17 protein-coding genes are annotated in these 19,844 nt (G+C 64.6%); 6 read left to right on the top strand and 11 right to left on the bottom strand.

The annotated features are described in order from the left end of the window. Positions 1 to 269 precede the first annotated feature (269 nt). Positions 270 to 779 carry a DUF2867 domain-containing protein gene (locus tag LQG66_RS10440; RefSeq protein WP_231326138.1) on the top strand — a complete coding sequence of 170 codons (510 nt, stop codon included), beginning with the start codon at positions 270 to 272 and terminating at the stop codon, positions 777 to 779. A 184-nt stretch (positions 780 to 963) separates the two neighbouring features. Here LQG66_RS10440 and LQG66_RS37395 read toward each other — a convergent pair whose 3' ends face one another. After that, entirely contained in the window at positions 964 to 1,323 is a 360-nt protein-coding gene (locus tag LQG66_RS37395; RefSeq protein WP_425601335.1) for a 7-cyano-7-deazaguanine synthase, read from the bottom strand. 1,708 nt (positions 1,324 to 3,031) lie between these two features. Here LQG66_RS37395 and LQG66_RS10435 point away from each other — a divergent pair. From LQG66_RS10435 to LQG66_RS10425, 3 genes are all read left to right on the top strand, one after another. After that, complete coding sequence (locus LQG66_RS10435) at positions 3,032 to 3,772, top strand: metallophosphoesterase family protein (RefSeq protein ID WP_231326137.1); 741 nt, start codon at positions 3,032 to 3,034, stop codon at positions 3,770 to 3,772. 4 nt (positions 3,773 to 3,776) lie between these two features. Further along, the gene (locus LQG66_RS10430; RefSeq protein WP_231326136.1) at positions 3,777 to 5,231 is read left to right on the top strand and encodes a serine/threonine protein kinase; all 1,455 of its coding nucleotides are present in this window, start codon (positions 3,777 to 3,779) and stop codon (positions 5,229 to 5,231) included. A 552-nt stretch (positions 5,232 to 5,783) separates the two neighbouring features. After that, positions 5,784 to 7,115, top strand: coding sequence for a dicarboxylate/amino acid:cation symporter (locus LQG66_RS10425; RefSeq protein WP_231326135.1), 1,332 nt, complete (start codon positions 5,784 to 5,786; stop codon positions 7,113 to 7,115). A gap of 141 nt (positions 7,116 to 7,256) precedes the next feature. On the opposite strand, the gene LQG66_RS10420 is transcribed toward LQG66_RS10425, so the two are convergent. The 4 genes from LQG66_RS10420 to rpe are packed head-to-tail and all read right to left on the bottom strand — an operon-like array spanning position 7,257 to position 9,899. Next, positions 7,257 to 7,772, bottom strand: coding sequence for a hypothetical protein (locus LQG66_RS10420; RefSeq protein WP_231326134.1), 516 nt, complete (start codon positions 7,770 to 7,772; stop codon positions 7,257 to 7,259). A 42-nt stretch (positions 7,773 to 7,814) separates the two neighbouring features. Then, complete coding sequence (locus LQG66_RS10415; RefSeq protein WP_231326133.1) at positions 7,815 to 8,645, bottom strand: bifunctional allantoicase/(S)-ureidoglycine aminohydrolase; 831 nt, start codon at positions 8,643 to 8,645, stop codon at positions 7,815 to 7,817. Between the two features lie 51 nt (positions 8,646 to 8,696). Then, the gene (locus LQG66_RS10410; protein WP_231326132.1) at positions 8,697 to 9,182 is read right to left on the bottom strand and encodes an ureidoglycolate lyase; all 486 of its coding nucleotides are present in this window, start codon (positions 9,180 to 9,182) and stop codon (positions 8,697 to 8,699) included. 15 nt (positions 9,183 to 9,197) lie between these two features. Continuing rightward, on the bottom strand, positions 9,198 to 9,899 hold the full coding sequence (gene rpe, locus LQG66_RS10405) for a ribulose-phosphate 3-epimerase (protein ID WP_231326131.1): 702 nt from the start codon (positions 9,897 to 9,899) through the stop codon (positions 9,198 to 9,200). Positions 9,900 to 10,126: 227 nt separating this feature from the next. Between rpe and LQG66_RS10400 the strand changes: the two genes are divergently transcribed. Beyond that, a complete protein-coding gene (locus LQG66_RS10400) occupies positions 10,127 to 10,897 on the top strand; it encodes an EF-hand domain-containing protein (RefSeq protein ID WP_231326130.1) in 771 nt (256 codons plus the stop codon). 2 nt (positions 10,898 to 10,899) lie between these two features. Here the strand turns inward: LQG66_RS10400 and LQG66_RS10395 are convergent, their stop codons facing one another. Together LQG66_RS10395 and LQG66_RS10390 are read right to left on the bottom strand one after the other, a co-directional pair. Continuing rightward, a complete protein-coding gene (locus LQG66_RS10395; protein WP_231326129.1) occupies positions 10,900 to 11,898 on the bottom strand; it encodes a P1 family peptidase in 999 nt (332 codons plus the stop codon). 57 nt (positions 11,899 to 11,955) lie between these two features. Beyond that, entirely contained in the window at positions 11,956 to 14,733 is a 2,778-nt protein-coding gene (locus LQG66_RS10390) for a PAS domain S-box protein (RefSeq protein ID WP_231326128.1), read from the bottom strand. A gap of 236 nt (positions 14,734 to 14,969) precedes the next feature. Between LQG66_RS10390 and LQG66_RS10385 the strand changes: the two genes are divergently transcribed. Then, positions 14,970 to 15,371: a response regulator gene (locus tag LQG66_RS10385; protein WP_231326127.1), complete on the top strand. Its 402-nt coding sequence runs from the start codon at positions 14,970 to 14,972 to the stop codon at positions 15,369 to 15,371. Positions 15,372 to 15,508: 137 nt separating this feature from the next. Here LQG66_RS10385 and LQG66_RS10380 read toward each other — a convergent pair whose 3' ends face one another. From LQG66_RS10380 to livM, 4 genes are all read right to left on the bottom strand, one after another. Next, positions 15,509 to 16,627 (bottom strand): branched-chain amino acid ABC transporter substrate-binding protein, encoded by a 1,119-nt coding sequence (locus LQG66_RS10380; RefSeq protein WP_231326126.1) that lies wholly within the window; start codon positions 16,625 to 16,627, stop codon positions 15,509 to 15,511. Positions 16,628 to 16,945: 318 nt separating this feature from the next. Next, entirely contained in the window at positions 16,946 to 17,677 is a 732-nt protein-coding gene (locus LQG66_RS10375) for an ABC transporter ATP-binding protein (RefSeq protein WP_231326125.1), read from the bottom strand. Beyond that, entirely contained in the window at positions 17,674 to 18,507 is an 834-nt protein-coding gene (locus tag LQG66_RS10370; RefSeq protein WP_231326124.1) for an ABC transporter ATP-binding protein, read from the bottom strand. The genes LQG66_RS10375 and LQG66_RS10370 overlap by 4 nt, the downstream gene beginning before the upstream one ends. After that, on the bottom strand, positions 18,504 to 19,832 hold the full coding sequence (gene livM / locus LQG66_RS10365; RefSeq protein ID WP_231326123.1) for a high-affinity branched-chain amino acid ABC transporter permease LivM: 1,329 nt from the start codon (positions 19,830 to 19,832) through the stop codon (positions 18,504 to 18,506). Before livM ends, LQG66_RS10370 begins: the two co-directional genes overlap by 4 nt. Positions 19,833 to 19,844 lie beyond the last annotated feature (12 nt).

Below are 19,844 nucleotides of genomic sequence, written 5' to 3'. Positions count from 1 at the left end.
GCGTCGTCGCGATGAAATCTCAAATCCTCACGGTGCGCTTGCGACGTGTCTCGGGCCGCGAGACGACGAAGCGCGTAGCCGGAGTTGTCGGCAGCGTCACCATAATTCCTGTCGCCGGTTCGCATGGGTCGGTGAATGACCCAACTGAGATATGTGCGCCGCTGGAGTGTTGCGGTGCAGAGCGCGTGGATATAAAAAGGACCACGGCGGCAAGATCGTCCGCAACGCCGACTGCGCTACGACCCTCCCGAGCATCCGGTACCTGGCCCATGACCAAAGCGCGCGCCGTGCCCATGCCCAGCAACAGCGTGCTTGCGCCGCTTTACGCGGGCGCGGACCTTTTGGACGCCTTTGCAATTCAACTGCCGGCGGGCGCCAGCGATGATGTAGAGGTGCTGGCACGCGCCGCGCTCGAGCGACAGGCGTGGTGGATTCGTGCGCTTACGCGTGTCCGCGATGTGGTGATGGCGACAGTCGCCGTTAAATCGTCGCGCGCCGTCGGTCTTGCCGCAGCGGCGCGTGGGCCGGTTATCGGCTTCTTCCCGGTGCTGTCAAAGAACGCGACGGAGTTGGTCGTGGGCGCGGATGACCGGCATCTCGACTTCCGCGTCACCATTCAACTTCGCGCCGACGCAGCAAATGGACGCGAGCTGGTCGCGGGCACCGTGGTGCATTGCCATAACCGACTGGGGCGTATCTATCTTATGACGATAGCACCGTTTCATCGCGTGATTGTGCCGGCCAGCTTAGAACAGGCGGCAAGAGCAATGAAGATTTAAGTACGCTTTGGTGGTCGCGACCGGCTGCGGTCGACGAACGAGTCTGCTTCTGCCCCATCAGCGACATTAGGCCCAATGAGCGTCTGAGGTTGCTTGTGTGCCAATTTCTAACTCGATGCCCGAGCAGCGCGGCACCAAGCTAGGCAAGAAGCGACCGCTTGCTACTCGCTGTGTCTGTCCGTTTTCACTGCTTCCGATACCGCGTGGGGTCCTGAACTTTAGATTTGGCAAAGGCCGCCCTACGCTCTTGGCATTTTGGACACTCGCCACACTGCAGTTCGCCCGACCAAGAGCAACTCCAGGTCATATCGAGGGGCACTTGCAGAGACCGTGCCTTTTGTATGATTTCTGCTTTGTTCATTGCGAGGTACGGTGCCTCAATCCGAAAGGAGGCATTGCCAGTATTAATTCCAACCATTTCTCCCGCGAGCTCTAGCATCCGACCTAGTTGCGGCAATCTAGCTTTGTCTTCCATCGTGTACCCGGCGAATAGAACCTCGGACCCGCTTGTCGCGGCGAGTAAGGATGCGGTAGTGAGCGACATACAGCTGTCCCCGCAATCGGACATCGCTTCGGCCACGCGGGTGTGAGGAGGCTGAGTTAAACCTTCCAGCACCCTGTTTGCCTCGACCACATCAAGAGCAAGGTCAAGACGAAGGCTGTGTTTCCTTGCAAAGTATCGTTGATTGTCATGAGATGTCTGACCAGCATTGATGTAGATCCCGCGCGGCCTCATACTTTTTTTGATGAGATCATACCAAAGCGTTATCGAATCGAGACCAGCTGAAACCATGATTGAACAGTTCATATGCCTTGCCTCTTATGTTTGAGTTGCCTAGCGCACCACCTTCAATATTGAAGTGAGACATAATCGCTGCCGATCTAGTCCGACGACTATGAGTTAATGCCCAATAGCGCCCAACCAACCAGACGCTCTTTGATCTAGCGCAATTATTGCGTGTGAATGCGGCGAGCAAAGAGAGCTAGTTGCTGAGATGCACCCGGTCGCTATTGGCCCATCGCGGCCGTCCGGCATGCCAATCGCGCCGTCGGCTATCCGGCCTAAAAGCCGACCTATCCTGTTCAATCCCGCGCGGCGACCGTTCCTGCGCGAAGCTCGATCGAGCAGAGCAAGGCCACCATAACTTGGCGTACGGTGCGCCGTCGGCCGACGATTGTTCCGTCCATGTGCTCAGATTCATTTCTGTGCAATCTCAACACGATTGGCCCCGTCCAGCCTGCGACGAGAATATTTCTATTTCCTTTTTTCAGAAATCGTGCTTTGATGCCGCCATCCCGCCTCGAGCAGAGGGGCGTTGCGCGCGATCGTCACGACACGTGAGGCGGGGATGCGATGGACGTTGGGCTGGCGTGAGACGAACGCTTAAGCCGGCGGACGTGAAGTCGTGTGGTCCTGGCATCCCGACGCTGATGCTAAGCTGCCTGGAGATGATCCGAGCGGCGACGGTGGCCAAAAAGCCCGGTGCACCGAGGAGATCACGATATAAGCGTTAAAACCGTCGCGCGGGGAATGCCGGATGTTCGGCTGAACCTGTGGTGACTGCCGCCTGCTTTTTTTCTGCAGGCGGGCCATGGGTGAGGCCTTCACCCGGCATTCCCCGCGCCCTCTCGCTTTTTCGACAGGGCACCGCGATCGCATGGCTCGGGCGTGATCCGCCGCGAGAACGAGCGGTCGTGCTCCGTGGAGTTCGTGCTCAGTGGAGTTGGAGACATGGATCGGGGACGTATCATCCGATCGGGTAGCCGCGGGCGGTGCCGTACTCTCGTCGCGGGCCTTTCCAGTGCAGGACTGTCGCATATCGCGGATATCTCGCGCGCCCAGCGCGCTGGCCACGGTCTTTCGCGACTTGGAAGGTCGGTCCCAATGAGCTCGTCATTCCGGGGCATTCGCGCGCAAAATGGCGAGCCATTTTGAACCAGCGCGAATGAGCCCGGAATCCATACCCACGGGAAGATGTCGCGAGGTGCGATGCCAACCACCAGCGTGCCTCACACTGTGGCCTGTGGGTATGGGTTCCGGCCTCAAGCTCCGCGCCCCCCGGAACGACATCGAATGCGGTTGCGCGGCCCTCATGGGAGGAGGCTTCGGGCGACTGCACCGAAATCGCTGCGTTCGTCTGCTCTGCCGGATCGGCCGGGCCCAAAAAACCCCTTGCTCGGGTTCGTCTTGTTTGATGTTGCTCAAATTGCGTGCGAAGGCCGCTCGTAGGGTAGGGATCGGGAGGACACGGGTGCTGCTGGCGATCTTCACGGACATCCATGCCAATCGGCAGGCCTTTGCGGCCTGTCTGGAGGTGGCGCGCGCCCGTGGCGCCGAGCGCTTCGTCTGCCTCGGCGACATCGTCGGCTATGGCGCCGATCCGGAATGGTCGGTCGACACGGTGATGGAGATGGTGGCCAATGGCGGCCTCGCGGTGCGCGGCAACCATGACAATGCCGTCTCCACCGCCAGCGAGAGCATGAATGCCGAGGCGCAGGCCGCCATGGACTGGACGCGCGGGCGGCTCAGCGCCGAGCAGCGCCGCTTCCTGGCGGAGCTGCCGATGAGCGTCGGCGACGAGGACCGGCTGTTCGTCCATTCGGAAGCCTCCAGCCCGCCGCGCTGGCGCTATGTGCAGTCGGCGACCGACGCCGCGCGCAGCATGATCGCGACCGAGGCGCAGGTGACGTTCTGCGGCCACATCCACCGTCCCGCTTTGTACTCGATGTCGGCCACCGCCAAGATGACGAGCTTCACGCCGACCGCCAACATGCCCGTCCAGCTGCTGCGCGGCCGGCAATGGCTCGCCGTGGTCGGCTCGGTCGGGCAGCCGCGCGACGGCGATCCGGCCGCGTCGTTCGCGACCTTCGACACCAGGACGCGCGAGCTGACCTATTGGCGCGTGCCGTATGACGTCGAGACGGCGGCGCAGCGCATTCGCGACAACGGCCTGCCGCCGTGGCTGGCGCAGCGTCTCACGGTCGGGCGCTGATCCGATGGTGCGCTCGCTCGTCAAATCCGGCGCCGTCGTCGACGGCTTCACGATCGGCGAATGCCTGCATTCCGGCGGCATGGCGACGCTGTGGAGCGTCACCCGTCCCGACATCGACCGTCCCGTTCTGATGAAGGTCCCGCGCGTCTCCGAGGGCGAGGATCCCGCGGCGATCGTCAGCTTCGAGATGGAGCAGATGATCCTGCCGAAGCTGTCGGGGCCGCACGTGCCCACCTGTTTCGCCGCCGGCGATTTCGCGACGCAAGCCTATGTCGTGATCGAGCGCATCCCGGGCGAGACGCTGTACCAGCGGCTGTCCGAACTGCCGCTGCCTTACGAGGAGGTGCGCGGGCTGGTCGCCAAGATCGCGACCGCGCTGGCCGACCTGCACCGGCAGCACGTGATCCATCACGACATCAAGCCGTCCAGCATCATGTTCCGCTCCTCCGGCGAGGCGGTGCTGATCGACTACGGGCTGTCCTGCCACAAGCATCTGCCGGACCTGCTGCAGGAGGAATTCCGCCTGCCTTACGGCACCGCGCCGTACATGGCGCCGGAGCGCATGATGGGCACCCGCAGCGATCCGCGCAGCGACCTGTTCTCGCTCGGCGTGCTGCTCTACTTTTTCACCACCGGCGTGCGGCCGTTCGGAGAGACCGAGACCCTGCGTGGCATGCGCCGGCGGCTGTGGCGCGATCCCTATCCGCCGCGGCAATTGAAGCCGGACTATCCGCCCTGGCTGCAGGAGATCGTGCTGCGCTGTCTCGAGATCGAGCCGGTGTGGCGCTATCCGACCGCATCGCAGCTGGCCTTCGACCTCACCCATCCCGACCAGGTCAAGCTCACAGCGCGCTCGGAGAAGGTCAAGCGCGATCCGATCACGACGGTCTGGCGCCGCCGCTTCAATCGCGGCCTGGTCCAGCCGGAGAGCCGATCCGATGTCGCGGTGCAGCTTGCGTCCAGCCCGATCGTGGCGGTCGCGATCGACACGTCGGAAGGCACCGAAGAGCTCAGCACCGCGCTGCGCGTGACCGTCCAGCGCATCCTCGCAACGCTCCCTGCGGCGCGGCTCGCCTGCGTCAATGTTCTGAAGCTCGGCCGCATCACCATCGACCGCACCTTGGACGAGGAGGGCAACAACAAGCACATCGACCGCATGGTGGCGCTCAAGCACTGGGCGACGCCGCTCAAGCTCGATGCCAGCCGGCTGACGGTGCATGTGCTGGAGGCGATCGATCCGGCCGCGGCCATCGTGGAGTTCGCCGAGGTCAACCAGGTCGATCACATCATCATCGGTGCGCGTCGCGATTCGGTGTTGCGCACGTTGCTCGGCAGTGTCTCGGCCAAGGTCGCGGCCGAGGCCAATTGCACCGTGACCGTCGTGCGTCCGCCCCGGCTCGCGGCGCGCGGGGTGGATGATGAGGACGATGGGCCGGCGAAAGCTGCGTCGGAGGCATGAAAGCTCAACCGCCAGTTCGTGCCGCTCATCTTTCTTTGCCGAGGACTGAGCTGTGCGAACGTCTCTGAGAGTCGGATCCGAGCTGGTTCGGCGACAGCGGTGCGCTCCCTCGCCCCGTTCTTACGGGGCCGCGACGAGCTTCGCTCGCGCTGAGAGGGCTGGGGTGAGGGGCAGACGCACGGGAAGTGTGAATGGTCGGACCTGTACCCCCTCACCCCGATTGCATCTGGCGATGCGATCCGACCTCTCAGCGCGAGCGAAGCTCGTCGCGCCCCCGCATCCGCCTTCGCTCTGCGAGCTACGGCGGACAAGAGCGGGGCGAGGTGCACCCAGCGCGCTGCAATATTGTCGGCGCCCAATAGCAAGAAGGTTCTTATCTCGTCGGTGCAGCAGATCATCCTCCTCTCTTCACGTTTCAAGCATGATGATCGAAGCGGCAGCCTACGCCTCAATTTGCGGCGCGGCCGCCGTTGCGTTTCAAAAGTTCCACCGCCAGAGTGGTCCCCGGGGCGCGCGTGGGGCGCGCCGGTACTTGTTGGTGGGGGGACTTCGATGGCGGCAACGGATGTGAGCGTGGCGGGGACGGCCGCGCCGAAGGGCAGCCTGTTCGGCTCGCTGTTCTTCCAGGTCGTGGCGGCGCTCGTGCTCGGCATCCTCATCGGCGTCGTTGCGCCGGAGACCGGGCAGGGGCTGAAATTCTTCAGCGACGCCTTCCTGCGCCTGATTGCCATGGTTGTCGCGCCGATCGTGTTCTGCGTCGTCGTGCACGGCATCGCCAGCGCCGGCGACCTCAGGAAGGTCGGCCGCGTCGGCGTCAAGTCGCTGATCTATTTCGAGGGCATGACCACGGTCGCGCTCGCCTTCGGCCTCGTGCTGGCGCTTTTGTTCGGGCCCGGCCACGGCATGGACATCGACGTCTCCAAGCTCGACGCCAAGCAGCTCGCGAGCTTTGCCGACAACGCCCACAAGCTGCAGGGCGGCGGTTTCGGCGGCTTCGTCCTCAACATCATTCCGCCAACGGCGTTCGATGCCTTCGCCCGCAACGACGTGCTGCAGGTGCTGTTCTTCGCCGTCATCTTCGGCGTCAGCCTGGCGCTGGTCGGCGAGCCCGGCAAGCCCGTGGTCAACCTGATCGACTCCATCGCCAAGGTGCTGTTCAAGGCGATGGGGCTGATCGTGCGCGTGGCGCCGCTCGGCGTGCTCGGCGCCATCGGCTTCACCGTCGGAAAATATGGCATAGGCTCGCTCAAGCAGCTGCTGGCGCTGGTCGTGCTGTTCTATGTTTCGGTGGCGCTGTTCGTGGTCATCGCGCTTGGCATCGTCATGCGGATCGCCGGGCTCAGCCTGTTCAAGTTCCTGCGCTATTTGAAGGAGGAGCTGCTGATCGTGCTGGCGACGGCGTCGTCCGATTCCGTGCTGCCGCAGATCATGCGCAAGCTCGAGGCGATGGGCGTCAAGCAGGAGGTCGTCGGCCTCGTCATCCCCACCGGCTATTCGTTCAACCTCGATGCGTTCTCGATCTACCTCACGCTCGCCGTGGTGTTCATCGCCCAGGCCACCAACACGCCGCTGTCGGTGAGCGACCTGCTGCTCGTGCTCGGCGTGTCCCTGGTGACGTCCAAGGGCGCGCATGGCGTGCCCGGCTCGGCGATCGTGATCCTGGCGGCGACGCTCGGCGCCGTGCCGGCGATCCCCGCGATCGGCCTCGTGCTGGTGCTCTCGGTCGACTGGTTCGTCGGCATCGCCCGCGCCGTCGGCAATCTGATCGGCAATTGCGTCGCGACCGTCGTCGTCGCCGCCTGGGAGAACGATCTCGACTACGCCAAGGCAGTGGCCGTGCTCGACCGCGGCACGGCGGAGGAGGTGGAGTATCAGGGGGCGTGAGGGATCATCGCTAGGGGCAGAATGACGGAGCGAGTACGGCATGGATTGGTCGAGCGCGCGATCGAGCCGCTGTTCGAGGCCGATGAGGAGAAGCTCCTCATCGGCCTGCCATCGGTTACGGCCGAAGATCCGAGGAGCGCATCAGGTGGCAGTCTTGCGATAGCCGATGTCGTGGCCGCATTCATAGCGGCTGGCCGGATCATGATCGCGCAATTCGTAGACGCGCTGCCATGTGCTTTCCCACGCGCCTTCGTCGCTCAGACAGGTCCAGGTGCGGTCTGCATCGATCCTGATCACCTTCCAGATCGGAAGCGCCACGCAGGCGAAAGAGTCGAAAAACGCATCCAGAAACGACGTGAACCAGCCGGAGTCCATGCCGATATGGCGGCACTCCGGCGCGTCCGCAGAACTCACGAGGCCCCAGGGGCAGCGCGGTCCGAAGCCTTGCTGACAATAGGCGATCTCGGCGCCGGATTGTGGATCGCGAAGCACGAACCAGCAGGGATATTGCTGGCCAGGTTGGCCGTAATCCCAATCGCGCAACACCATGTGAGGTGCGACGAGCATGCCGCGGATATGCGAGAGCACACGCTTGTCGGAAAGCTGAGCCAATTCCCCTTCGATCAAGCTCTCCAGACGTTTGGGAATGATCGACATCAGATCTGCGTCCAGGACTTATTCAGAGGATGCTGCTGGCCTTCACCTAAACGGCCGCAGCTTCATGTGGCGGTTGGCGTCCTTGTAGAGCAGGTAGCGGAAGCGGCCGGGGCCGCCAGCGTAGCAGGCCTGCGGGCAGAACGAGCGCAGCCACATGAAGTCGCCGGCCTCGACCTCGACCCAGTCGCGGTTGAGCTTGTAGACCGCCTTGCCCTCGAGCACGTAAAGCCCGTGCTCCATCACATGCGTCTCCAGGAACGGGATTACGGCGCCGGGCTCGAAGGTCACGATGTTGACGTGCATGTCGTGGCGGACGTCGAGTGGATCGACGAAGCGCGTGGTCGCCCAGCGGCCCTGGGTGTCGGGCATCGCAGCAGGGGCGATGGTCGCCTCGTTGGTGACGAAGGCCTCGGGGACGGGGATGCCGGGCACGGCCTCGTAGGCCTTGCGGATCCAGTGGAAGGTCGCAGGCGCCTGGCCGTCGTTGCGCAGCGTCCATTTGCAGGCCGGCGGCAGGAAGGCGTAGCCGCCGGTACCGAGACGATGTTCTGTGCCGGCGATGGTGAGCGCGATCTCGCCGCCGACCACGAACAGCACGCCCTCGGCCTCCGGATCGGGCTCCGGCTTGCTGCTGCCGCCGCCCGGCGAGACTTCGACGATGTATTGCGAGAACGTCTCGGCGAAGCCCGAGAGCGGCCGCGCGATCACCCAGGTCCGGGTCTTGTCCCAGAACGGCAGCGCCGAGGTGACGATGTCGCGCATCACGCCCTTGGGGATGACGGCATAGGCCTCGGTGAACACGGCACGCCCGGTGAGGAGATCGGTTTGCGGCGGATGGCCGCCGTGGGGAACGAAGTAGTTGGGCTTGTCCATCGTCGGTCTCCAGGCGCGCGGACCAGGCGATCCGTCCGGCCGTGCGGTTACTCAGGGGATCGTCAGGAACAGTGGCTGGTCGAGCCACACTTCCTCGAGATTGTCGGCGCTGACGCGATCGACGACCATGAAGCGCTCGCCCTCATCGAACACCAGCAACGGATGGTGCCAGACGTTGCGGGCATAGTTTACGCCCTGGCGTCCGCTCGCCATGAAGGCGTGGTAGCTCGCCGGCTCACGCGGATCGTCGCATACCAGCACCAGCCAGGGCCGGTCCTGCAGCGGCATGAACAGCTGGCTGCCGAGCGGATGCCGCTCCATCAGCTTGATCTCGATCGGCAGCGGCCGCGGCTTGGCTTCGAACAGGCTGACGTTCACGGCTGTGCCGCCCGACGTGACGTCGATGCCGGCGAGGGCGTTGCAGCGGCGCGCAAAGCCCTGGTTGATCTCGATCGGCTGGGCGCCATCGGTCTCGACGACATCGCCGAAATCAGCGAACGCGGCCTTGGTCAGCGGCTGCGGTGTGAGCGTGGGCATGTTCGGTTGCCGGCCTCAGATCGCTTCGCCGCGCGCATCGGCGGCCGCATTGCGGATCGCCGCGATGTTGCTGCGATAGGATTCCGTTGTGCCACCCTTGAACACGGACGAGCCTGCAACAAACGCATTGACGCCGGCTGCGGCCAGGGGACCTGCCACATTCGGACCGACGCCGCCATCGACCTCGATATCGATCGGCCGGCCCGCGATCATGGCGCGCAGGTCCTGGACCTTGCCGATCGCCGAGGGAATGAAGGCCTGGCCGCCGAAACCGGGGTTGACCGACATGATCAGCACGAGGTCGACCAGGTCGAGCACGTAGTCGAGCACGTTGAGGGGCGTCGACGGATTGAGCGAGACGCCGGCCTTCTTTCCCAGCGCGCGGATCGCCTGCAGCGAGCGGTGCAGATGCGGGCCGGCCTCGGCATGCACCGTGATGTGGTCGCAGCCCGCCTTGGCGAAGGCTTCGAGATAGGGATCGCACGGCGTGATCATCAGATGCGCGTCGAAGATCTTCTTCGTATGCGGGCGCAGCGCCTTGATGACGTCGGGGCCGTAGGAGATGTTCGGCACGAAATGCCCGTCCATGACGTCGAGATGGATCCAGTCGGCGCCGCCGGCATCGACGGCCCGCACCTCCTCGCCCAGCTTGGAGAAATCCGACGCCAGGATCGAGGGCGCGATGACGAGCGGACGCGGCGTGAAGGACTGGGTCATGGGCAGTTGTTCCAGTGCGATCGGGGATGTCGCCGTATCATGCGGGGGCGGCTGCGGCAACGCGAGCGGGAAAAATCTGCCGGGCGCGGCATGATCTGCCGGGTTTCGGTGTTGGCAACATCGCGAAATATCCGGACATATCAGCGGTTTGGCGCTGGCACGGGGATTGCGAGGGTGAGCCTGAGATGTTTCGCCGCGATCGCTCGCGGCCTTGCGGGAGTTTCGCCATGTGGTTTGCACTGGGGGCCGCTGCGTCGGTCCTGGACGGCCTGCAGTCGCTGGGGTCGACGAAGTCCGGTTCCGGCAAGTCGGGCGGCTCCGGCAGTGGCTTGTTCAGTCTGGACAGCGGCAGCTCGAGCAGCTCGGGCATTTTCAGTCCCGGGTCGAGCTCCAGCAGCAGCGGATCGGGGCAGATCGCGCCGGAGACCATGAGCGCGCTGCTCGCTGCGCAGAGCCAGTCGGGCACGTCCTCGAGCGCGAGCTCATCGACCAACCCGCTGCAGGACCTGTTCTCGCAGATCGATGGTGACAGCGATGGCAAGATCACGAAGTCGGAGTTCGAGACCGCGCTCGGCGCCGGCGGCACCAACACCGCCAATGCCGACAAGGTGTTCGGCGAGCTCGACAAGAACGGCGACGGCAGTGTCAGCATGGACGAGCTGACATCGGCCCTGAAGGGCGGTCGCCACGGCCATCATCACCATCAGGCCGCGAATGCGGGTAGCGCCAGCGGCGCCGGCAGTTCGGGAGGAGCAGGTGCGGATGCGCTGATGCAGGCGCTGTCGGGCGCCTCGAGCTCCTCGTCGACCAACAGTGACGGCTCGACGACGACCACCATCACCTATGCCGACGGCTCGAAGGTGACGCTGAACACGCCGGCTGCAACGACGGCATCGAGCGCCGCGACCTCGTCGTACAATCTGATCGAGAAGCTGATCCAGCGTCAGTCGAAGATGCTGTCGGCCTCGACGTCGTCCACGACCGCCGTGAGCGCGTAGGCTCAGCTGCCGAAGCGCTCCTGCCAGGAGGGCAGTGCGCCGTCGAACGGCAGAGGCCTCGCGTGATAGACGCCGCGGGCGATCGCGCGGGCCAGCACATTGGCCGCGACCATGCCGAGCTCGCTCAGCTCGACCAGCGGCTCGATCGGCTTGGCGCAGGTCGCCGCCGCGAACACGATGTCGCCATCCAGCGGCAGATGCACCGGATAGATCGCCCGCGCCATGCCGGTCTGCGCCATCATCGCGAGCCGCTTGGCCTGCGCCTTGGTCAGGATGGCGTCGGTCACGACCAGGGTGATCGTCGTATTCTCGCAGCTTGACGCGGCCGGTCCGCCCTTGATGCGCATCGCCAGCATGTCCGGCGTGAAGGCGGGCGGCAGGCCGCGGCCGCCGAGCTCGCCGTCCACCTCGTAAGGAGCGGCCCAGAACCAGGGACCGTCGCCGACGGTGACGCTGCCGACCGCATTCACCACCGCGATGGCCGCAACCTTGATGCCGCGACTGGTCGTGGCCGACGCCGAGCCGAGCCCGCCCTGGAGATTGGCGGTGGTGGCGCCGAGCCCGGCGCCGACGCTGCCGAGCGCGAAGGTCGTACCAGCCGCGGCTGCCGCCGCATAGCCAAGCTCGCGATACGGCGCGTAGCGGCCCCAGGCCTTGTTGCCGCCGTTGAGCAGGTCGAACACGATCGCGCCGGGCACGATCGGGATCAGCGCGTCACGCACGGCAAAGCCGCGGCCTTGTTCGGCCAGCCAGGCCTGGATACCGCTCGCGGCCTCGAGCCCGAAGACCGAGCCGCCCGACAGCGCAATGCCGTCGATCCGTTCCACCGTGTTGGCGGGATCGAGCAGGGCATCCTCACGCACGCCGGGTCCGCCGCCGCGGATGTCGATCGCGGCCACGGCGGGTTGATCGAACAGGATCGCGGTCACGCCGGAGGCGAGCGCATGGTCGTCGGCATGGCCCACGCGCACGCCCGCGACGTCGGTCAGGAGGTTTTGCACGCTCGCGCTCGCTCAATGGTGACGTTGGCGAAGGAATAGCGCAGCCCGCGCGGCCGCTCAACGATCGAGCGCGATGCGGATCATGCGGGCGAGTTCCGGCTTGCGGTAGGGCTTGGCCAGCAGCAGCACGCCGGCATCGAGGCGGCCATGGTGCACGATCGCGTTCTCGGTATAGCCGGACGTGAACAGCGTCTTCAGCGACGGCCGCAGCGCGCGCGCCGCGTCTGCGAGCTGCCGTCCGTTCATGGCGCCAGGCATGATCACGTCGGTGAACAGCAGGTCGATCTCCGGATGGCGTTCGAGCACGACGAGCGCCTCGGCGGCATCGGCCGCGGCCAACGTCGCATAGCCGAGGTTCGCGACCTGTGTCACGACGTGCTGGCGGACCAGCGGATCGTCCTCGACGATCAGAATGGTCTCGTTGCCGCCGCTTGTGTCATGTGTCTCCTGGCTCGCGGTCGCAGACGGAGTCGATGCGGTTGAGGGCGGCAGATAGAGCTTGATCGAGGTGCCGTGACCGACCTCGCTGTAGACCTTGATGTGGCCGCCGGACTGCTTGACGAAGCCGAACACCATGCTCAGGCCCAGCCCCGTGCCTTTACCGACGCCCTTGGTCGAGAAGAACGGATCGAACACCTTATCGAGATAGGCCGGCGGGATGCCGCAGCCGGTGTCGCTTACCGCGATCATGACGTAGTCACCGACGACGACCTCGCTGTTGGCGTCGGCGTAGTCCTGGTCGAGCGCGACGTTCGCCGTCTCCAAGGTCAGCTTGCCGCCCTGCGGCATCGCATCGCGCGCATTGAGCGCGAGATTGACGATCGAGGTGGTCAGCTGGTTCGGGTCGGCCAGCGCCGTGCTCGGATCGGCGCAGAGAATGCGCTCGATCTCGATGTGCTCGCCGAGCGTTGGACGCAGCAGCGCGGCGGTCTCGTTCATCAACGCGTTGACGTCGAGATCGGTCGGCTGCAGCGGCTGCTTGCGGGCGAAGGCCAGCAGTTGGCGCGTCAGATGAGCGCCGCGGTCGGCGGAATCGTCGATCAGCCTCGCGACGGACGCGAGCTCTGGCCGCTCAGCGACAGCATCGGCGAGAATGCCGATGCTGCCGGTGATGACGGTGAGGATGTTGTTGAAGTCGTGGGCGACGCCGCCGGTGAGCTGACCGACTGCCTCCATCTTCTGTGCCTGGCGGATCTGCGCCTCGGCGGCACGCTTCTCGGTGAGGTCGCGGCCGATGAAGAAATGGCGCTGCACGGGCTCCGACCAGCTCGCCATCCAGTTCAGGACGACGCCGCGGCCCTCCTTGTGCAGGAGCTGCGCCTCGAAATTGTGGATGTCACGGCCGCGGCGGCAGTCGCGCATCTGGCTGCGGACGGCTTCCAGCTCGGGCGGATAGACGAAGTCGCTGGCGTTGCGGCCGACCATCTCTTCCGGCCGATAGCCGAGCACGGCCGCAGCGCTCGGACTGACCTGCATCAGCTGACCGCGTGAATCGGCGATTAGAATGAGGTCCTGGGAGGTCTCGAAGATCCGCCGCCGTTCCTCGGTTTCGCGGGTCAAGGCGTGGCGGGTGCGCTTGCTCTCGGTGATGTCGCGCGCAACCTTCGAGGCGCCGATCACGGCGCCGCGCGCGTCGAGGATCGGGGACATACTCAACGACACCTCGATCTCGCGGCCATCCTTGTGACGGCGGACCGTTTCGTGATGCTCGATCTTCTCGCCGCCGCCGATCAGGCTCAGGATCCGATCGACCTCGCTGCGCCGCTCGGCAGGCACGATGAGGCCGATGTCGCTGCCGAGCGCTTCTCCGGTATGGTATCCGAAGAGCTGCTCGGCGGCGCGATTCCAGGACGTGATCTTGCCATGCAGCGTCAGCGTGATGATGGCATCGCTGGAGGACTCCACCACCGCGCTGAACAGCCGCTCGCGCGCGATGAAGCGCGCCCGCTCGCTTTCGTTCTGCCTGCGCTGCTGCTGCAGAAGACGCGCGAGCTGCGTCTGCAGGCCGACATTGTCGGCGAGCAGAACGCCGAGCACGAAGCTTGCCGCCAGCAGGGCGTAGATGCGGCCGGCGTAGTAGCCGAGATCGAACCTGGTGGCATTGAGCAGCGAGGAGAGGGAGAGATCGAACAACCAGGCGCACAGCACCACCATGACCCAGAGATCGAGGATGCTGTGCGGCCGGCTCCACGCCAGCACCACCAGCGTGGCGAGCGTCGCGCACCAGATCGTCGCGACGATACCCTTCAGAGCCGGTGATGCTGCCCCCTCCATGACCAGGACTGGGAGCGACCCTTCGTAGACGATCGCGATCCAGGTCAGCATGGAGAGCGCGATCGCCACGCCTGTCATGGCGAGCAGGAGGGACGTCGCAACCGAGGCGACGGGCCTGGGCCGGCCGCGGCTTTGCAGCGCATAGGCCAGGACGAACAGCGGGAACCCACCGTGCCAGAGCATGTAGATCCAGGCCGCGCTCTGCGGCCCGGCGCCGAGGAGGCCGGTCGGTGAATAGAGGCCGGGAAACACGAGCGTGTGCAGCAATGCGGCCGGCGCGGTGAACAGGTAGCCGGAGGCCAGGCACAGCAGCGCGCGGGAGCGCAGCAGCACGAACTGGGTGAACAGCAGGAACGCGGTGATCAGATCATTCAGCGCCAGCGCCGACTGGTAGCTCGCGACGAACGCCGGCATCGCCGCCAGCTGCAGCTTCGCAAAGGGAGCGACAGCAGCGAACAGCAGCGTTGAGATCACAACCGCGGCGAGTGCTGCGAACTGGTCCCGATGCGTTGCGGTGGAAGTCGATAAGAGAACTTCGCGAGTATCCTCGATGCTCTGCATCTCCAAAGTCCCGCGCATCAGGCATCAACGCGCAAACCGGGCACTGACGCGACTGTTGCGCGAAAAAAAACCATATTCTAGCAAAGGTTGTATGGTGCCAATTTGAAACGTTCTGTAGAATGAGTTGTGATTTGGAGTAACTGCACCTTTACCGCAATCGGGCTAAATATACCCGTAGTTGTACCTGATTTCTTTTTATGTTGTAGGCTGTCCACGAAAATTTTCTGGAGAAGTTGATGCCACGGATCTTGGTGGTCGACGATCAGAAGGACGTGCGTGCCATGATCAGCATGGTGCTGCGCGTCAACCAGTTCGATGTGGTCGAGGCGGGAACCGCGACGGCCGGACTCCAGTTGTTCCGCGACCAGCCGTTCGACGCAGTGATCGTCGACATCTATCTCGATGATTCCAACGGTCTCGAACTGGTCAGCGGCATGCGTGCGCTGGTTCCCGATGTTCCGGTCGTGGCCGTCTCCGGCATGAGCGCGTTCGACGGGGCCGCGATGTCGGAGGAGTTGACCCGCGTTGTCTACCTGCAGAAGCCGTTCCGGCCGGCCGAGCTGATGCGGGCTGTCGAGATGGCCCGCTCGGCGGTCAAGGACAAGAGTCCGGCGCCGCTCACGGCCTGCGCGAACTGATTGGTTTCCCGCACTTCTCTCTCGCGTTCCCGCGTGAAGTGCGGAGGCGAGGGGCGAGGCGGTGTCGCGATGGACTGACAGGCAAAACGCCCCGGTCTTGGACCGGGGCGTTTGTATTTGATGACGGTCAACCGGGATCAGGAGCCTTTGCCGCCGAGCTCGGTATAGCCGCCCTTGGCGTCCCACTTGTAGACGACGTAGTCGATCTGCTTGATGTCGCCCTTGGCGTCGAAGCCGAGCTTGCCGAGAACAGTGTCCCACTCGCCGGCCTTGATCACGTCCATCACCTTCTTGGCGTCGGTCGTATTGGCCTTCTTCACGGCCTGCGACCAGACCTGGATCGCGGCATAGGTGTAGAGCGTGTAGCCCTCGGGATCGATGTTCTTGGCCTTGAACTTGTCGACGATCGCCTTGGCGGTCGGCTTGTTGCGCGGCTCGGGGCCGAAGGTGAACAGCGTGCCTTCCGCGGCAGGACCGGTGATCGAGGCGAATTCCTTGTCGTTCATGGCGTCGCCCGCCATCAGGATCGTCTTGAGGCCCTGGTCGCGCATCTGGCGCAGGATCAGCCCGGCTTCCTGATGATAGCCGCCGACATAGACGAGGTCGATGTTCTCACGCTTCAGGCGCGAGACGATCGCGTTGAAGTCCTTGTCGCCCTTGTTGTAGGACTCGAACATCTTCTCGGTGACGCCGGCCTTGTTGAGCGACTTCTTGGTCTCGTCCGCAAGACCCTTGCCGTAGGTGGTCTTGTCGTTGAGGATCGCGATGTTCTTGCCCTTGAAGTTCTTCGCGATGTAGTTGGCGGCGACGAGGCCCTGCTGATCGTCACGGCCGCAGACGCGCGCCACGTTCCACAGCTTGCGCTCGGTGAACAGCGGGTTGGTCGAGGCCGGCGTGATCTGCAGGACGTTGCTGTCGGCATAGGCCTCGGAGGCCGGGATCGATGATGACGAGCAGAAATGGCCGGCGACGAAAGGAATGCCGGAGCCCGCGAGCTTCTCGGCGACCGAACGCGCCTGCTTCGGGTCGCAGGCGTCGTCACCCACCTGCAGCGCGAGCTTCTTGCCCAGCACACCGCCTGCGGCGTTGAGGTCGGCAATCGCCATCTCGGCGCCGTTCTGCATCTGGCGGCCGAAGGCCGATTCACTGCCGGTCATGGGGCCGGCCACGGCGATGTTGATGTCTTCGGCGAAAGCGGCGGTCGAGAGCGCCAGCGATGCGCCCAGAGCCAAGCCGATGAGTTTGAGTGGTTTCATGAGAAATCCTCGCGGGGGGTAGTCGACACGGAACAGCCCGAAGGCCGGGCTGGAGACCGGGCGCATTGTGGCTGATTTTCCGCCGAAGTCACCGGCAATTTTCACGGCTGCCAGTGCGACGTTTCCGAAGTTCGTATCAGATCGCGGCACGTTCTGTTGCGACCTGCGAGGACGAAGAGCGCCGGCAAAGCTTTGATTCCAGTGCCGCTTCGAACTTGAAGCTGCGATGACGAGCACGCGGGGCAGGCTGATCGAAACGGCGGATTCGCCGCACTAGACGAAGGGCTAAGGCATTTCTGGCCGTGCCCTCGCGGCCGCTCAGTGCCGACCGCCCTCGAGATAGGCCGCGCGGATCTCCGGCCGTTGCAGCAGTTCGTCGCCGCTGCCCGACAGCGTGATCAGGCCGTTGACCAGCACATAGCCGCGGTGCGCGAGCTTCAGCGCATGGTTGGCATTCTGCTCCACGATCAGGACGGTCAACCCGTCCTGCCGGTTGAGCGTCCGAATGGCATCGAAGATCTGGCGGGCGATCAGCGGTGCAAGGCCAAGCGAAGGCTCATCGAGAAGCAGGAGACGCGGCCGGCTCATCAGCGCACGGCCGATCGCGAGCATCTGCTGCTCGCCGCCGGACAGCGTGCCGCCGCGCTGATCGATGCGTTCCTTCAACCGTGGGAACAGCGCGAGCACGCGCTCGAGGCTGACGGTGCGCTCGGCCTCCGTCGAGCCGCCTGCGTCGGCTCCCATCTGCAGATTTTCGGCCACGCTCATGCGCGGGAAGACGCGGCGGCCCTCCGGCGACTGCGCGATGCGCAGCCGTGCGATCTGATGCGTCGGCACCTGTGTGATGTCGTTGCCGTCATAGACGATGTGGCCGGAGCTCGCGCGGGGGCGGCCGAAGATCGACATCATCAAAGTCGACTTGCCGGCGCCGTTGGCGCCGATCAGCGCGACGATCTCACCGGCCTTGATGTCGAGATCGACGCCTTTGAGTGCTTCGATCTTGCCGTAGGAGGCGCGCAGGTTGTGGATCTCGAGGAGAGAAGTGCTCACGCCTCGGCCTCCATGACGGCGACGGCTTCTTCCTCATCGGTGCCGAGATAGGCGGCAATGACCTTCGGGTTGTCGCGAATTTCGCGTGGCGTCCCTTCCGCGATCTTGACGCCGTAATCCATCACGACGATTCGGTCCGAGATTTCCATCACGACGCTCATGTCGTGCTCGATCAGGAGGATCGACGTGCCGTGGTCCGCCCGGATCGACAGCAGCAGCTCGCTCAAGGCGCCGCTCTCGCGTGCGTTGAGGCCTGCGGCCGGTTCGTCGAGGCAGAGCAGGGCGGGAGAGGTGCACATCGCCCGCGCGATCTCCAGCCGCCGCTGGTCGCCGTAGGCGAGATTGCCGGCAGCTTCATCGGCGCGGTCAATCAGCCCGACGCGTTTCAGCCAGAACACGGCTGCGTCGATCGCGCTCCGCTCCGCCGCGCGCCAGGATGGAACGCCGAGGAGCCCGAGGAAAGTCAGGCCGGACGCGCGCATCAAGGCGTTATGCTGGGCGACCATCAGGTTCTCCAGCGCCGTCATGCCTGGAAACAGACGGATGTTCTGGAAGGTGCGCGCCACCTTGGCCTGTTTGGAGATGTTGAAGTCCTTGAGCTTCTGCATCTCATACTGCGCGCCGTCGTCATGCGTCAGGCGAATGATGCCCGAGGTCGGCTTGTAAAATCCCGTGATGCAGTTGAACACGGTGGTCTTGCCGGCGCCGTTGGGACCGATCAGCGCGGTGATCTGCTCGCGGCCGGCGACGAACGACAGCGCGTTGACGGCGACGATGCCGCCGAAGCGCATGGTGAGATTTTCGAGCGCGAGGATAGGGGCGGAGTTCATCCGTGGCCTTCCTTGACGAGGTCCGAGGAGATGGCCTTGGACTTCTCGAGAAAAACGGTCGGCGCACGATGGCCGACGATGCCGCGTGGGCGCCAGATCATCACCAGCACCATGGCGAGGCCGAACACGAGCATGCGATAGACCTCGAGGCTGCGGAACAGCTCGAAGCCGCCGATCATGGCCAGCGCCGACAGCGCAACGCCGAGCTGTGATCCCATGCCGCCGAGCACGACGATGGCGAGCACCAGGGCCGATTCCTGGAAAGTGAAGGATTCAGGGCTGATGAAGCCCTGACGTGTGGCAAAGAAGGCGCCGGCAAAACCGCCGAACATGGCGCCCGTGGCAAACGCCGTCAGCTTGGTCGTGGTGGTGTTGATGCCCAGCGCGCGGCAGGCGACCTCATCCTCGCGCAGGGCTTCCCAGGCCCGGCCGATCGGCAGGCGACGCAGCCGGATCGTGACCCAGTTGGTGAGCAGCGCCAGCGCCAGGATCAGGTAGAACAGGAAGACGATGCGATGCGTCGGCGAGAACGGAATGCCGAGCAGGGCGGCAAGGCCGTCGGGGCCGGGGGTCAGCGGAATGCCGAACAGGCTCGGGCGCGGGATGCCGGAGACGCCGTTGGGACCGCCGGTCACGTCCTGCCAGTTGATCAGCACGAGGCGGATGATCTCGCCGAAGGCCAAGGTGACGATGGCGAGATAATCGCCGCGCAGGCGCAGCACGGGGAAGCCGAGCAGCACGCCCCAGAACGCGGCGAGAATGCCGGCGAGCGGCAGGCAGACCCAGAACGACAGGCCGAAGGTGGTCGACAGCAGCCCGTAGGAATAGGCGCCGACCGCATAGAAGGCGACGTAGCCGAGGTCGAGCAGGCCGGCGAGCCCGACCACGACGTTGAGGCCCCAGCCCAGCATCACGTAGGTGAGAACCAGAATACCGAGATCCAGAATGTAGCGCTGATTGTAGAAAATGACCGGCACGAGCAAGGCGAAGATCAAAAGCGCCGGCGCGAGATAGCGCCCGGCGACGGACAGCCCGCTATGGACCGATTGCGGAACGAAGCTGCCGAGGCCGCCGCGCGGGCCAAGCCACATCCGCAGCAACTCGACCACGATCGAGCCGACGAACACAGCGCCGACCAGGCTCGCGAGGTCGCCGAAGCGGGTCCAGTATTCCAGCTGGCCGCTCTGGCCCGCTTCGGTGCGGACGCCGATCATCAGCGAGAACAGGCCGAGCGCCACCAGCGCGCTGAGGAAGGCCTTCCTGAGGATGAATGCGACTCCGACCGGTTCGGAGCCTTTCGAGGAAGCGGGAATTGACGCGCTCACACGGGCTCCGTC

Origin of the sequence: Bradyrhizobium ontarionense (genome assembly GCF_021088345.1) — a bacterium.
GTDB lineage: Bacteria > Pseudomonadota > Alphaproteobacteria > Rhizobiales > Xanthobacteraceae > Bradyrhizobium > Bradyrhizobium ontarionense.
The sequence above is the reverse complement of the archived record's forward strand: the minus strand, read 5'-3'. Positions and strand labels throughout refer to the sequence as shown.